This is a genomic window from Streptomyces sp. NPDC030165 (genome assembly GCF_055573595.1).
In genome coordinates this window covers 300,616-315,084 of record NZ_JBVIBD010000004.1, presented here as the reverse complement: position 1 = coordinate 315,084, position 14,469 = coordinate 300,616, and the positions used below count along the sequence as shown (strand labels likewise).

13 protein-coding genes are annotated in these 14,469 nt (G+C 72.0%); 3 read left to right on the top strand and 10 right to left on the bottom strand.

The window, feature by feature from the left end; genetic code table 11:
- Positions 1 to 49: 49 nt before the first annotated feature.
- The 8 genes from ACZ4Z1_RS10350 to ACZ4Z1_RS10315 form a co-directional block, all read right to left on the bottom strand.
- Positions 50 to 712, bottom strand: coding sequence for a response regulator (locus tag ACZ4Z1_RS10350; protein ID WP_468486141.1), 663 nt, complete (start codon positions 710 to 712; stop codon positions 50 to 52).
- 143 nt (positions 713 to 855) lie between these two features.
- Positions 856 to 1,257, bottom strand: a complete 402-nt coding sequence (locus ACZ4Z1_RS10345; RefSeq protein WP_468486140.1) for a hypothetical protein — start codon at positions 1,255 to 1,257, stop codon at positions 856 to 858.
- Between the two features lie 47 nt (positions 1,258 to 1,304).
- Positions 1,305 to 2,369, bottom strand: coding sequence for an LLM class flavin-dependent oxidoreductase (locus ACZ4Z1_RS10340; protein WP_468486139.1), 1,065 nt, complete (start codon positions 2,367 to 2,369; stop codon positions 1,305 to 1,307).
- A complete protein-coding gene (locus ACZ4Z1_RS10335; RefSeq protein WP_468486138.1) occupies positions 2,366 to 4,231 on the bottom strand; it encodes an ABC transporter ATP-binding protein in 1,866 nt (621 codons plus the stop codon). Before ACZ4Z1_RS10335 ends, ACZ4Z1_RS10340 begins: the two co-directional genes overlap by 4 nt.
- On the bottom strand, positions 4,224 to 7,484 hold the full coding sequence (locus ACZ4Z1_RS10330; RefSeq protein WP_468486137.1) for a lantibiotic dehydratase: 3,261 nt from the start codon (positions 7,482 to 7,484) through the stop codon (positions 4,224 to 4,226). The genes ACZ4Z1_RS10335 and ACZ4Z1_RS10330 overlap by 8 nt, the downstream gene beginning before the upstream one ends.
- 32 nt (positions 7,485 to 7,516) lie before the next feature.
- Positions 7,517 to 8,788 carry a lanthionine synthetase LanC family protein gene (locus ACZ4Z1_RS10325; RefSeq protein WP_468486136.1) on the bottom strand — a complete coding sequence of 424 codons (1,272 nt, stop codon included), beginning with the start codon at positions 8,786 to 8,788 and terminating at the stop codon, positions 7,517 to 7,519.
- 103 nt (positions 8,789 to 8,891) lie between these two features.
- Complete coding sequence (locus ACZ4Z1_RS10320; RefSeq protein WP_365837671.1) at positions 8,892 to 9,074, bottom strand: hypothetical protein; 183 nt, start codon at positions 9,072 to 9,074, stop codon at positions 8,892 to 8,894.
- A gap of 182 nt (positions 9,075 to 9,256) precedes the next feature.
- Complete coding sequence (locus ACZ4Z1_RS10315) at positions 9,257 to 9,919, bottom strand: LURP-one-related/scramblase family protein (RefSeq protein ID WP_468486135.1); 663 nt, start codon at positions 9,917 to 9,919, stop codon at positions 9,257 to 9,259.
- A gap of 100 nt (positions 9,920 to 10,019) precedes the next feature.
- Between ACZ4Z1_RS10315 and ACZ4Z1_RS10310 the strand changes: the two genes are divergently transcribed.
- The 3 genes from ACZ4Z1_RS10310 to ACZ4Z1_RS10300 all read left to right on the top strand — a co-directional run bounded on the left by ACZ4Z1_RS10310 (position 10,020) and on the right by ACZ4Z1_RS10300 (position 11,882).
- A complete protein-coding gene (locus ACZ4Z1_RS10310) occupies positions 10,020 to 10,295 on the top strand; it encodes a hypothetical protein (RefSeq protein ID WP_468486134.1) in 276 nt (91 codons plus the stop codon).
- Positions 10,296 to 10,473: 178 nt separating this feature from the next.
- Positions 10,474 to 10,725, top strand: a complete 252-nt coding sequence (locus tag ACZ4Z1_RS10305) for a hypothetical protein (RefSeq protein ID WP_468486133.1) — start codon at positions 10,474 to 10,476, stop codon at positions 10,723 to 10,725.
- A 14-nt stretch (positions 10,726 to 10,739) separates the two neighbouring features.
- Positions 10,740 to 11,882 carry an SPFH domain-containing protein gene (locus ACZ4Z1_RS10300; protein WP_468486132.1) on the top strand — a complete coding sequence of 381 codons (1,143 nt, stop codon included), beginning with the start codon at positions 10,740 to 10,742 and terminating at the stop codon, positions 11,880 to 11,882.
- A 22-nt stretch (positions 11,883 to 11,904) separates the two neighbouring features.
- Here ACZ4Z1_RS10300 and ACZ4Z1_RS10295 read toward each other — a convergent pair whose 3' ends face one another.
- Both ACZ4Z1_RS10295 and ctaD read right to left on the bottom strand, forming a co-directional pair.
- Positions 11,905 to 12,456 carry a hypothetical protein gene (locus ACZ4Z1_RS10295; protein ID WP_468486131.1) on the bottom strand — a complete coding sequence of 184 codons (552 nt, stop codon included), beginning with the start codon at positions 12,454 to 12,456 and terminating at the stop codon, positions 11,905 to 11,907.
- A 141-nt stretch (positions 12,457 to 12,597) separates the two neighbouring features.
- Positions 12,598 to 14,268, bottom strand: coding sequence for an aa3-type cytochrome oxidase subunit I (gene ctaD / locus ACZ4Z1_RS10290; RefSeq protein WP_468486130.1), 1,671 nt, complete (start codon positions 14,266 to 14,268; stop codon positions 12,598 to 12,600).
- Positions 14,269 to 14,469 lie beyond the last annotated feature (201 nt).

Below are 14,469 nucleotides of genomic sequence, written 5' to 3'. Positions count from 1 at the left end.
GAGTGTCTGCTTGCCGCTCGCTGCCTCCGGTCGCTCTCCGCTCGGTCGTTCAGCGGGTGTCGGACAGGGCCAGCGGGCGTCTCCGGGCGGCCGCGGCGCGGTGGGCCACCACGGCGGCCTGCACCCGGTTGGTGAGGCCCAGCTTCGTCAGGATCGTGCTGACGTGCTCCTTCGTGGTCGACGCGCTCAGCAGCAGGCGGCGTCCGATGTCCGCGTTGGTCAGCCCTTCGGCGAGCAGTTCGAGCACCTGGTGCTCGCGCTCGGTGAGGGTGTCCAGGCGCGGGTCCCGTTCATCGTGGCGCAGGCCGGTGTCGAGGTAGCCGTCGACGACGATCCGGGCCGCCGCGGCGGACAGTACGGTGCCGCCCGCGGCCAGTACGCGGACGACGTGGGCCAGTTCTTGCGGGGTGGCGTCCTTCATCAGGAAGCCCGCCGCGCCGGAGCGCAGCGCCGCGGCGATGTCCTCGTCGGTCAGGAACGTCGTGAGGATGGCGACCGCGGGCGGCGCCGGGCGGGAGCGGATCCATTCGAGGGCGGTGAGCCCGTCGACGTCCGGCATCCTCAGGTCCAGCAGGACCACGTCGGGCCGGTGGGTGTCCACCGCTTCGATTACGTCCCGCCCGTCGCAGGCCACCGGCACCTCGATGTCCGGTTCGCACTCCAGAATGCGCTGCATACACGTCCGCAGCAGAATTTCGTCATCGACGATCATCACGCGATTCATCACGCCCCCGTTTGCATGGCCCCTCGGCCATATCGCGCTCAAGGTACCAATGGGAATGGCGGCTCGGGCGCTTGGGGGTGTGGTGAGGGCGGGCGTTGTGGGAGTGGGTCCGGAGTGGTCAGGGGAAGGCGTCAGGCTTGGGCGGGCATGGTTTCCGTGATCAGTTTCAGCAGTTCCTTGTCCCAGGTCGGCAGGAGAAGTTCGAGCTGCTTGGTCCCGCCGTCCTTCGTGGTCACGGTGCAGTCCACGGCGGTGCCGCCCCGGCCGCCGCCGGTCGCCGACGCGGCCGGGGCCGAGAGCCGCAGGCCTTTCGCGCCGGGGCCGTCCAGGAAGACGCCGGAACGGTTCAGGGTGATGCTGCCCCGGTGCATCGCGGGGCCCTGTGCCCGAATACGGAACCGGCAGCGCAGGGTGACGGTTTCGCCGCGCCGGAAAGCGGCGGTCTTCCGCGCCGAGCGGGACCTGTCCAGGCCCTTGCCGCCTATCCACAGCACCAAATCCATCAGGGAATGCAGTGCGAATTCCAGAAGCATGGGTTCTTCCCCTCAGTCGGGACGACTCGAATGGACAAACAAGGCCTTCATCGGGCGGGGACCGTCCGGTCCGCCCGGTCCCGCATCGCCTCGGCGATGGCCCGTACATCGTTCAGCGCCGCCTCGGCTCCTTCGGTCAGCAGGACTCCGGCACAGCTCAGCGCGATCTCCGTCGCCCCGGCCATACCGTAGCCGGTGAGCTGGTCGGCGACCTCCTCAGGTGTGCCGTAGGCGAAGACCCCGCCGTCGACCAGGGCGCCCGCTCCGGCCCACGGGTCGGCCGCGTCCACGTCCAGGCCGGCCGAGCGGAGCATCGAGGCGTAGTGCTCGCCGGTCAGGTGCAGTTCGTGGGCGGCGAAGGCGAGCTTGCGCGGGTCCCGGCCGGGTCTGCGTACGGCACACGGAACGATCGTCGTCACCCTGGGCACCGGGCGGCCCCGGGAGGCGGCGCCCTGGGCGAGCGCCGGCACGAGGTGGTCCCTCAGGTGGTCCGCCGGGGTGAGCAGGGTGATCGCGACGTCGGCCACCTGGCCCGCGGTGTGTGCCATGCGCGGGCGCAGGACGCCGGCGCCGAGCGACACGGGCGGGTGCGGCACTTGGAGCAGCCCTTCGTCCACCCGTACGTAGCGTCCTTCGTAGTCGACCACTTCGCCGTCCAGGAGCCGCCGGACGACTGTCAGGTACTCGCTGACGGCCGTGCGCGGGCTCCCGTACGGCGCTCCGCGCAGCGCCGCCACGAACTCCGGGTCGCCGGCGCCGAACCCGGCCACCACTTCGGCGCCGGTCAGCAGCGCCAGGGACCTGGCCTGCACCGCCGCGTCCAGGGGGTGGCGCAGTGCGGTGAGGGCGACGCTCGTGCCGACGGGGACGCGGATGCCGCGCCCCGCGAGGTATGCGAAGGCCTGGTGGGTGTCGACCAGTACCGACTGGCCCAGGTAGAGACGTTCCAGAGGCAGGTCCCGGACGGCCGCGCCGAACGCGGCGAGGTGGTCCAGGTCGTACGCCATGAGCGGGTACATGAGGGACAGGGCGGGGGTGCGGTGCACGGGCGCTTCCTGGGCGGTGGACGGGGTGGTGGCCGAGTCGGGCGGGGTGGCTCCGGAGGTGGTCATGGGGTGGCCTCGGGCAGGTAGGCGTCGGCCTGGAGGCGGAAGAGGTAGGCGTACGTGCCTTCGAGGGCGAGCAGTTCCTCGTGGCTGCCCTCCTCGATGAGCCTCCCGCCCTCCACGACCAGGATCTTGTCGGCGATGCGGACGGTGGAGAACCGGTGGGAGACCACCAGGGACGTCGCCTGTGAGCAGATGGTGCGCAGCCGGCCGAAGATGTCGGCCTCGGCCTCGGGGTCGATCGCGGCGGTCGGCTCGTCCAGGACGGCGATGGGGGCGTCGCGCAGGAAGGCCCGGGCCAGTGCGATCTTCTGCCACTGGCCGCCGGAGAGCTGGTGGCCGCCCTCGAAGTGGCGTCCCAGCGTGGTGTCGTAGCGGTCCGGGAGCTGGTCGACGAACGCGTCGGCGCCGCTGGCCTTGGCGGCCATCCGGATCCGGGCGTCGTCGCCGAGGTCGTCGAGGCGGCCGAAGCCGATGTTGTGCCGTACGGGCATCTCGTAGCGGATGAAGTCCTGGAAGACGACGCCGATGTTCCGCTGGAGGTCGTCGGTGTCGTACTCCTCGATCGGGACGCCGTCGATGAGGATGCGGCCGCTGGTCGGCTCGTAGAGGCGGGCGAGCAGTTTGACGACGGTGCTCTTGCCCGCGCCGTTCGAACCGACGAGGGCGCAGCAGGTGTCGGCGGGGATGAAGCAGCTGAAGCGGTCGAGGGCGGTGGTCTCGGTGCCCGGGTAGCGGAAGGTGACGTCCTGGAACTCGATGCCGTGCGTCAGGCGCCGCGGGAACGGCCGGGAGCCGCCGGTGATGCCGCCCTCGGGCAGCGACAGGTAGTCGAAGAGGTTTCCGGTGAAGAGGGTGTTCTGGTATAGGGTCGCCACGCCGAGCAGCAGGCCGGTGGCCGCCGCGTGCACGGCGCCGAGCGCCTGGAGGTAGCCGGCCAGCTCGCCGAGTCTGCCGTTGTCCGCCGTCGAGGTGAGGGCGAAGACCAGGGCGCCCGCCGAGCAGGCGACGCTGACCAGGCCGAGCGCCGCCGACCAGCCGTGCCGGCGCCGGGCCAGGGAGCGGTCGACGCGGAAGAAGTCCTGGACGAGGGCGCGGTAGCGGTCCACGAAGTACGGGCCGAGCTGGTAGAGCTTGACCTCCTTGTAGGAGGCGTCCGTCGTCGTCAGGTCCTGGTAGTAGAACGCGCGGCGGCGGTCCTGGGCCCGGTGGTACTCGATCGCGTAACCCTGCTTGCTGAACACGGCGTGCGCGGCGAGCGCGGGCAGTGGAGCCAGCAGGATGACCAGCGCGATCCAGGCGTTCCAGGTGAACAGCACCCAGCTGACCGTCACCAGCGAGGCCAGCGAGGTGAGCGTGCGCATCATCTCCTCGAAGACCTCGAACGCCGTGCCGCTGCCGCTCTCCCTCAGGGCGCGCTGCAGCCGGTCGTACGCTTCGGGGTCCTCGTAGGCGCTGAGGTCCATGCGGGTGCCCTTGACCATCACCCGCTCGCCGATCTTGGCGGAGAACTCCAGCTGGAGCAGGGAGTTCAGGTACTGCGAGACGGAGGAGACGACGTGCTCGGCCACGGCGAGGGCCACCAGTCCGGCGGCCGCGGGGGTGAGCCGGTCCATCGCGCCCGGTACGTGCATGACCGCGTCGACGACGGCCTGTACGGCCCGGGCGGTCAGCCAGATGCCGGTCGCGGGCACGGCCGCGGTCAGGGCCGTGGCCACCACGAGCGCGGAGACGCGCAGGGGGCTCAGGCCCCAGAACGTGCGCAGGACCAGTCCCCAGTAGCGCAGGTCGCGGGAGAGGCGGCGGTGCTCCTCGGGGGCGGCCGGCCGGTCCGGCCGCTCGGGGTCGGTCGTCGGGCCGTCAGTCACGGGGCCTCCCTCGAAGGCAGTTCAGGACGTGCCCCCACACCAGGTAGCAGCGGTTCTCGGCGGGCCGGTCCATCGGCAGCAGGCGGTTGACCTGCATGTGCGCGAGGCTGGCCAGGACGGCATCCCGGGTGCCCCACAGCGTTCCGGCCGCCTCCGCCTCCGCGACGGCCCGGGCGGCGGCCCGTACGGCGCCGGCCTGCCCGTCGAGTACGGCGGCGAGGCGCGCGTGGTGGGCACGGCCCAGGGCGTGCGGGCGGCGGTCCCAGGGGGCGAGCAGCTCGCACAGGTAGTCGCGGTCCTTCTTGTACTGCTCGCGGGCCTCCGGGTCCTCGGCGGGCCGCGGCATGGCGGCGAGCCGTTCACGGACGTCCAGGCCCCACTGTGTGTAGAGCGCGTCGACGGCGGCGAGGGTGACCGCTTCGGGCCGGAGGCCCGGCTCGCTGTCCCAGAGGAGGCGCAGGAGGGCGGCGGACACGGCGCTGTTGGCCGCGAAGACCTCCTCGACCTGGTCGTACACGGCGGGACCGCCGTACCGGCTGACCTCCGGGTGGTACGTGGCGACCTCGATCCGCTCGGCGAGACCCCGGTCGACCAGCGGGCGGCAGCGGTCCAGGAGCGGGCCGAGGGCGGACGGCGTACCGGGCGCGGTCCGGACTCGGATGCGCAGGTGCGGGTCGGGGTCGGCGTACCGGATGTAGAACCACCGGTCGAGGGCGGAGCCCGCGTCCGTCGCTCCCTCGATGATGCCGGGGAGTTCGACCGCGGCGATCTCGTCGTGCAGGTCGCGGGCGGCGTACAGCTTCAGGTACGTCCACGCGGAGCCGGGGAGGTGGGCGGGGTGGGCGGCGGGGTGGGTCTTGTGGCGTATCCGGTCCGACGCGGCCTCACGGGGCTCACGGGGCTCGTGTGCTGTGGCCAGCAGGGGGATGACCACCTCCGAAAGGTGCCCGCGTCCGGCGCTGTCGCGCAGCCACGCCTGGTCGGGCCCCGGCAGCGCCTCCTGGAGCGTGATCCGCTCGGCGGTGGTGCGCAGCGCGGCCAGCAGTTCGTCCACGCAGACCGGGTGGTCGAGGTCCAGGAGCAGACGGTTGTCGTCGTCGGCCAGGTAGACGTGGCGGGGGACGTCCCAGGCGCGGCGCCACCGGGTCACGTCCGCGGCTGTACGGGGTACGGGTACGGGTCCGGATACGGGCACGGCCCCGGGCACGGGGGCGACACCCGCGCCCTCACCCGGATACAGATTCCACTCCGCCGCCCGCACGACCACCCGCCCCCGCACCACCCGCGGCAGATACGGCGCGCCCTCGACAGGCCCCCAGGTGAAGCCGGTGGGGACGGCGTACCGGGCCCGGGAGACCTCCAGGAGGAAGCGGCACACGTTGGGTGCGCCGAGCGGGCTGAGCATGTGGTTCTGGACGGCCACGAGTTCGCGGCCGAGGCGTGCCGAGTACAGCCGGAAGCCGTCGTCGGTGGCGCCGACGTGGATGTCGGCGAGGTCGATGGTCCGGTCCGGTGCCGCGGAGGGGGCGACGTTGACGGGGATCTCGTACGCGTGGACGGCGGGCCGGATCGCCACGTTGGCGCCGCGCCCGTTGCCCGGCAGGTACGCCAGCTCGGCCACCACGACGTTGGGCTCCAGTGCCTCGCGCTCCCGGGCGTACGCGCGCAGTTGCCCGGTGGCGGCATCCGGGAGGAGGTGGCAGAACCGTCCGAAGGTGCGTCCGCCCTCGCCGAGGCCGTCGCTGTTGAGTACGGCGCGCCAGTCGCCGGCGTCGATGGCGTCCGGTCCGGTGGCGGCGATCTGGACGTACGCGTCGACGCCCGGGCAGACGAGCCGGTGATCACCCTCGCCGTCGGCGTCGGCGGGCAGCAGTCTGCCCAGCACCTCGTCGCTCAGCTCCACCTCGTCGGCGCCGCTGCGCCACGCCTCGGACGCCAGGGCGACGAGGGCGCGCGCGGCGTGCGGGTCGCCTTCGCCACCGGGCTGCTGCATGACGATGGCCCGCGGCGGGTTGAGGTAGCCGTTGGGGGCGTCCAGGCCGCGTTCGGCGCTGAGGAGTTCGAGGACGGGGACGAGGGCGTCGGTTCCGTACCGTTCCATGAACGCCTGGTGGTACGGGACGAGGTGGTCGTACCCGCCGGGTGCGGCCTGGGCCAGCCGGGCCAGACAGCCGACGGCTTCGGCCACCTCGTCGGCGATCCTGCGGTTGAGCACCGTGCCGCTGAGGCCGGGGGCGGAGAGGCTGGAGGTGGTGGAGGGGGTGGAGAGGATGGAGTCGGCCTGGAAGGGCTGGTGCCGGTATGCGGGTACGAGATTGCGCTGGGTGAGGCGCAGCTTCTCCAGGGTGCCCGTGTCGCCGTGGGCGACGTCGCCGGTCAGTTCGACGACCTCGCGCAGTCCGGCGACGGCGGGGTGGACGACACCGGCGGCGGTGAGCCGGCCGAGGACGTGGACCTCGGGCCGGGGCTCGGTGACGGGTGGCCGCAGATCGGTCACGAGCAGGCCGAGACCGGCCAGTTCGGTGACGAACGCGGTGATCCGCTCCCGCCCGGCCGCCGGGAACCGTTCGGTCAGCGCGGTGACCAGCTCGGCGCAGGGCACGGGCGCGGCGGGCGGCGCGAGGCGCCGGATGTGGTCGAGCGGCGCGGTGTGCCGCACCCGTACGGAGCGCCGGTCGGCGTTGCCGTGCACGTCGGAGGAGGGCAGCACCAGACGGTCGCCCACCCGGTAGGCCATGGCGTTCACGGACACGCTGAGCTGCCCGAGCACTTCCGGGTCGCTCTCCAGGTCACGTACGAGGGCGAGCAGCCAGCCCATGTCGGCCCGTACGCGGGAGGAGGCGAGGGCGGTGTCACCGAGGCGGGCGGTGGTGGTCGCGCCGAACGTCCCGAGGGCGACGCCGGAGAAGGCGCCGAAGGGGGTGGGGCGGGTGCTCATGCGGGTGAGGTAGCGCAGGGCGCGGGAGTGCACGCGCCGAATCTCCTTGCCGCTCGCGCGCCCCTGCGTGCCGTCGTGCGCGCCCCCGGCCTTGGCGAGCCCGTCGAGCAGCCCGCTGCCCGCGGCGACGAGCCCGTGGCGTATGCGGGGGTCGTCGGCCATGGCCCGCAGCCGGGCGTGGGTACGGCCGGGGTCGCGGTCGGCGAGCGCCTGCCGCCAGACGTCGACCGGGAGGGCGGGGGCGCGCAGGAGGTGGAAGTCGAGGGCTTCGTACCGCGGCATGGGGCGGGTGGGGTCCTTGTCCGTCGTCGTCATGGTCACTGGGGTTCGGTCGCGGCCGCTCGCCTTCATCGCGGGAAGAGCACCCGCCACCAGCCCGGCCGGTGGCCGGTGCCCGTGGCGGCGGCGCGGAGGGTGAGGGCGATTCCGGCGGCGCCGGTGAGGAGCCCGGGGCTGTCGACGATGTGCCCGGTGGTCTCGTGGTCGCGGTAGACGAGGGGCTGTTCGGGGTCGGCGGTCGCGACCAGGTCCGTCACGAGCCGGGGCAGCGCGCGGGCGGCCCCGGCACTGCCGTGCGCGGCGAACTCGTGGGCCAGCGCGACGAGACCGGCGAGGCCGTGGCACACGGTGGGAGAACGCGGTACGTCCCCCGCCGCCACCCGGTCGAGCAGGCCGTCGAGCGCGGCGAACGCCCGGTCCTCCAGGGGCTGGTCACCGGTCGCGCCGGCGACGGCGAGCAGCCCGGCGGCCACTCCCCCGGTCCCGTGGCACCAGGCGGGGACGGCTTCGTCGCCACCGCTGCGGGCCGGGTCCGCGTCCGGCGCCACGGCCACGTACCGCGGCCACTGGAGCTGCCGCCCGCCGCTGGTGCCGGTCTCCAGCAGCCACCTGACGAGCCGGTTCATGACATGGCGCTGTCCGGGCAGCCGGTGGCCGTGCCGCCAGGCCGTGGCGAGGGCGGCCGCGATGCCCGCCGCCCCGTGGGACATGCCGGTGTCGAGCCGCCCCTGGACGGCCCACCGGCGATCGGCGCCCGCCCACAAGAGGTGGCGCAGGCACCGCCGCAGGGCCTGTTCGGCCAGCGGGGTCACGGGGTGGACGGCGCACAGGTGGGTGAGGATGCCGGCGCTTCCGTAGACCAGGTCGTAGTGGTGGTCGGCGACGGCTTCCGGGTCGTGGGGCAGGTCCATGGCGAGGGCCTGCCGGCACAGTTGCTCGTCCAGTGCGGCGAGGCTGGGCAGGAAGCGGGGCTCTTGGGTCGCGGCCTCGCGCAGGACGAAGGCGAGTCCGGCAGTGCCGTCGAACAGTCCCGGGTGGGTGAGCGCGCGCTCCTGGGTGGCGGCGAACGCTGCGCGTACGAAGGAGAAGGCGCGGTCGAGCGACTGTTCGCGTTCGGCGTCGCTGCGGGCGGTGCGGGCGGCGTGCAGGTGCAGGAGTGCCAGCCCGGCGTGGCCTTCGCTGAGGGAAGCACCGTGCCAGAAGGACACGTCGCTCTGCCCGGCGGCGCGCGCGGCGTACGCGTCGGCGCTCGCGGGGCTGTCGAGGCGTTCCCGGATCAGGTCCGCGGCGGTGTGGGCGCGCGCGGCGAGTCCGTACGGCAGCAGGGGCTTCGAGTGCATGGGTGGGCTCTGCGGTGTTCTCGTGTGCTCGGGTGCTCCGGAGGGTGGCCCTCCGGCTGCTGCCGGAGGGCCCACCGTGTGATCGGACGCGATCGGCAGTGGGTCAGCACTTGCCGTTCGTGCGGACGGCGGCGCAGGCGGCCGTCATCTTGATCGTCTGGCGGATGGTCTGCTTGACGACCCACTTGCTGGCGACGCGGGAGGCGACGCTGGCCACCGGGGACAGCTGCGTCTGGACCGGGTCGGCCGAAACGATCACGCGGGCGTCAAGGTTGAACTCGTCCATGAAACAAAAGCACCTTTCATTCCGTGCAAAAGGCCCGCCAGGAAAGGAACTCCGGCGAAGTTCCGGAGGCGGACGGAATGAAAGGTAATGACGCCCCGGGCCCTGTTGAAACCCGCCGTTCTTCCCATTCCGGCCCCTCCGAACGGCCGGTCCGGACCACCCGTCTGTCGAAGATCCGGGCGTCAGCGCCCTTGCAGGGCGTCCAGTCCTACGGCCATGCACAGCGCGAGGGTGCGGTCCAGCTCCGGGTCCTGGACGCGGATGACGTACCGGTCCCGTATTCCCCACTTCCGCTCGACCGCCAGCACCGGCTGTCCGTCCCGTACGAAGTCGAAGTGGTAGACGAACGGCGCGGGCGGCACGGGAATGACCGGCACGACCGCGTCGACCAGCTCCCACGCCCGCCGTGCCAGCGCGACACCGACGCTCCGCTCCTTGCCGACGGCGGCCCAGCCGTCCTGATCACTCCGTTTCCCCTGATCAGCCTCGTCGCCTCCCCCGCCAGGTTCGCCACTGGCGCCTCGCGCGTCCCCTCCGCCCTGCGTCAGGTGCCACGTGGTGCGCAGCAGCGAGGCTTTGACGTCCTTGCGGAAGGTGCCGACGGGCTCTCCGCCGGCGCCCAGGACGTCGTACGTGGCCCCGAAGTCGATCATCTTGCGGGCCCTGAAGCCGCCCAGTTCCCGGGTGCGGTCCTCGTCGGACCACAAGGTCAGCTCCTCCTTCAGCGCGAACCTTTTCTGCTCCGCGAACGCGACGACCGCACCGCTTTCCGGCGCCGTGACCACGTACCGGTTCACCAGCGGCGTGATCTTCTGCGTCATGAGGAATTCCCTGAGCTGCTCCATGCGGGAACCGTAAGCAGCGGCAGCAGCCGTCCCCGTACACCTCAAGGCGGAACACCGGCCCCCCGGTCGGAGGGTGCCGGGCGGCCGATCGGCCGGTGGCGTGCGCTCCGTCACTCCGTACGACGCGCCGGCAGCGCCCCCAGATCCGTACGCCGGTGGAGCACGGACCGCCCGGCCCGGCCGTGGTGAGCAGCCCGGCGGCGCGCAGGGCGGCCGTATGGGCGGAGGCGGTGGCGTTGCTGATGTGCAGGCGGCGGGGCTGATGACGGCCGAGGGCCGGGCCAGGCTCGTCGGTACGGCCGGTCCGGCGCGGTCGGTGCCCGCCGTACGCCGCGGGCTGCGGTCGTTCTTCACCCGCCACTTGCCGGTGCGCTGACGGACGACCAGCCACCTGCCGCAGCCCTGACGTACGTCCAGCCCCGGCACCGCCCACCCACATCCACATCCACATCCACATCAGGAAGTCGTAGCGCACAACGCGACGGAGATGGGGCTGCGCGGCGTGGGAAGCTAAGGTCGAAGCGCAGGTCAGAGCGACGAGGGGGCGGCCGCCGATGGTGCCGGACGAGGCGGTGATCGGTTGCGCCGGAGAGCTGGTCCTCGGGACCCGTGGCGCCGCCGGGCCCGGTGAGGTCCTGGTGCGGGTCAGGGGCGGGACCGAGACGTTCCTCGCGTGGTCCGACGATCCGCTGCCGCGCGGGACGACCGTACTCGTGGTCGACTCCCGGGGCGGCCGCCAGGTCGACGTGATCAGCTGGGCCGATCCATTGGACGCGTCCGCCGGTGTCGCCGGCGACGCCGGTTGAGGAGACGACGAAGGATGTTCGGTTACCGCGTTCCCGCCCCTGACGAGGCGATGCTGATCTCGGGTGGCAGGCGTGGGCTCGGGGGCGCGCCGTTCCGCGTGGTGACCGGCCACGGCAAGTTCGTCCTGCCCGTCTTCCGCAAGACCCGCTTCCTGACCCTGGCCATGTGCGAGTCGGAGGTCGTCGAGACCTGTGTGACCCGGCAGGGCATCGCCCTGACGGTACGGGCCGTGATCGCCTTCAAGGTCGGTAACGACACCGAGAGCATCGTCAACGCGGGGCAGCGCTTCCTCTCCGACCAGGACCAGATGTCGGTGCTGACCGGCCGGATCTTCGCCGGCCACCTGCGGTCCATCATCGGGTCGATGACGGTCGAGGAGATCGTCACCGAGCGGCAGAAGCTGGCCACCGAGGTGCTGGACACCTCGAAGTCCGAGATGGCGAAGATCGGGCTGCACGTGGACTCACTGCAGATCCAGTCGATCGACGACGGCGACACCGGCTACATCGACGCCATGTCCGCCCCGCACAAGGCGGCGATCCAGCGGCAGGCGCAGATCGCGCAGGCGCAGGCGACGCAGGCCGCGGCGGAGGCCGAGCAGGAGGCGGCGCGCAAGCAGGCCGAGTACGCGCGGCAGACCGCCGTCGTGCAGGCCGAGTACTCGGCCGAGGTGGACCGTGCGCAGGCCCAGGCCGCGCAGGCCGGTCCGCTGGCGGAGGCGCACGCGCAGCAGGAGGTGCTGGACGCGCAGACCGAACTGGCGGAGCGGGCCGCCCAGCTGCGCCAGCAGCAGCTGGTGGCCGAGGTCGTCAAGCCCGCCGAGGCGGACGCGGAACGCATCCGGGTGCTCGCCCTGGCCGAGGCCGAGCGGATGAAGATCCAGGCCGAGGCCGCCGCGTCGTACGACCGGGTGGCGCTGGACCGGATGCTGATCGACCAGCTCCCGCAGATCGTCAAGGAGGCCGCGGCCGGTCTCTCCGGCGCCAACGTCAACGTCCTCAACGGCGCCGACGGGCTCGGGGAGATCGCCGCGGGGCTGGTCGGTCAGGGCCTGACCATCCTGGACTCCGTACGCCGCAACCTGGGGGCGCCGGAGGAGGGCACGGCCGACGGGCGGGTGCCGGAGCAGGGCGGCGGCCGGGTGGAGATCGAGTAGGCGCGCCAGCGGGCCGTACGGGTCAGTGCCGGCGGATGGCCTGCGCGCGGGTGCCGGCGAGGGCCAGGGAGGCGGCGGAGATGCCGACGGCGGTCAGGGTCGCGGTGAGGGCGCTCTGCCGGGTCAGGCTGTCCGCCGTCAGCAGGACGGTGGTGGCGATCACCGACGCGACGATGTTGCCGGGGAGAAGGTAGAGCAGGAACGTCAGCTGGGCGCGGGCCGGGTTGCGGGGCGGTGCGGGGGCGTCGGGGCGGCCCTGGTGGAGGGTGGACCAGCGCTCGCTCTCCTCGTGCTGTTCGCGGGAGCGTTGCAGGTGGGACACGGCCAGCAGGGCCGTGGCCGTGAGCAGCCCGGCGGCCGTGACGGCGCCGAGCGCGGACCACGGGGCCGGGGTCAGCAGGAGGACGGCGACGAGCGCGGGCGTGCACCAGAAGGTGACGCAGGACGCGGCGGCGATGCGGTGCGAGTACGGCCGGTCGGCGCCGGCGCGCAGGGCGGCGGCCGCCGGGAGGTACCAGACGCAGCCGGCGGCGAAGAGCGCGGTGGCACCGAGAGCGAGGGTGGCGTGGGACATGGTGGGTTCCTCCCTCGGGGGGGTAGGGGCCGGGTGGGCCGAGCCTTGGCCCGGTGTCCTGGGTGGGCGGCAGGGCCGTGACCGGTGGGGCCCACGGCTGCGGAAGCGTCGGCGTGCTTCCGAAGCCGTGGGACGGGGACGTCAGGTGCGGCTGGATTCCAGGGCGGCGACCTCCGGGTGGTGCAGGTCGAAGGCCGGGGATTCGCTGCGGATGCGCGGCAGCGAGGTGAAGTTGTGCCGCGGCGGCGGGCAGGAGGTGGCCCATTCCAGGGAGCGGCTGTAGCCCCAGGGGTCGTCGACGGTGACCTTCTTGCCGTACTTGGCGGTCTTCCAGACGTTGTAGAAGAAGGGCAGGAAGGACAGGCCGAGCAGGAACGAGCCGATGGAGGAGAGGGTGTTGAGGGTGGTGAATCCGTCGGCTGCGAGATAGTCCGCATACCGCCTGGGCATTCCCGCCGCGCCGAGCCAGTGCTGGACGAGGAAGGTGAGGTTGAAGCCGACGGTGAGGGTCCAGAAGGTGATTTTGCCGAGCCGTTCGTCGAGCATTCTGCCGGTGAACTTGGGCCACCAGAAGTGGAATCCGGCGAACATCGCGTACACGACCGTGCCGAAGAGCGTGTAGTGGAAGTGCGCGACGACGAAGTACGTGTCGGAGACGTGGAAGTCCATGGGCGGCGAGGCCAGGATGACGCCGGTCAGGCCGCCGAAGACGAAGGTGATGAGGAAGCCGGTGGCCCAGAGCATCGGGGTCTCGAAGGACAGTGAGCCCTTCCACATCGTGCCGATCCAGTTGAAGAACTTCACACCGGTGGGCACGGCGATCAGGAATGTCATGAAGGCGAAGAAGGGCAGCAGCACGCCGCCGGTGACGTACATGTGGTGCGCCCATACGGTGACGGACAGGCCCGCGATGGAAATCGTCGCGGCGATCAGCCCGATGTAGCCGAACATGGGCTTCCGGGAGAAGACCGGAATGACCTCGGAGATGATGCCGAAGAACGGCAGGGCGAGGATATAGACCTCGGGGTGGCCGAAGAACCAGAACAGGTGCTGCCACAGCAGGGCGCCGCCGTTGGCCGGGTCGAAGATGTGCGATCCGAATTTACGGTCCATTTCGAGGGCGAACAGGGCCGCGGCCAGTACGGGGAAGACCATCAGGATCAGCAGCGCGGTCAGCAGCACGTTCCAGGTGAAGATCGGCATCCGGAACATGGTCAGGCCGGGGGCGCGCATGCAGATGATGGTGGTGATGAAGTTGACGGCGCCCAGGATGGAGCCGAATCCGGAGAGCGCCACACCCATGATCCACATGTCGGCGCCGATGCCGGGCGAGTGCACCGCGTCCGACAGCGGCGCGTACGCGAACCAGCCGAAGTCGGCGGCGCCCTGCGGGGTGAGGAAGCCGGCCGCCGCGATCAGCGAACCGAACAGGAAGAGCCAGTAGGCGAGCATGTTCAGGCGCGGGAAGGCCACGTCGGGCGCGCCGATCTGCAGCGGCATCAGCCAGTTCGCGAAGCCGGTGAACAGCGGCATCGCGAACAGCAGCAGCATCACCGAGCCGTGCATCGTGAACGCCTGGTTGAACTGCTCGTTCGACATGATCTGCGTGCCCGGGCGGGCCAGTTCGGCCCGCATCAGCAGCGCCATCAGGCCGCCCACCAGGAAGAACACGAACGCCGTGACGAGGTAGAGCGTCCCGATCTTCTTGTGGTCGGTGGTGGTCAGCCACTCCACCGGGATCCGGCGCCGGACCGGGCGGGAGCCGTTCGCGGCGGGCGGCGGAGCGCCGGCGGCCCCGGTCCCGCCCGCCACGCCCTCGCGCCCGTCCGGGCTCCGGTGGGGGGCCTGGCCGGTGGCGGGTCCGCCCGGAGCGCCGGGTCCTGCTTCCGCTCCCGGGTCTGACTGCGTACGTGTATCCGATCCGTCCACCGGGCTGTGTCCTTCACCTCTGGCGCATGACTTGGCTGGCCGGGAAGAGCCTCAGCACGGGGGAGAGACCGGCTCTTCCCGGCC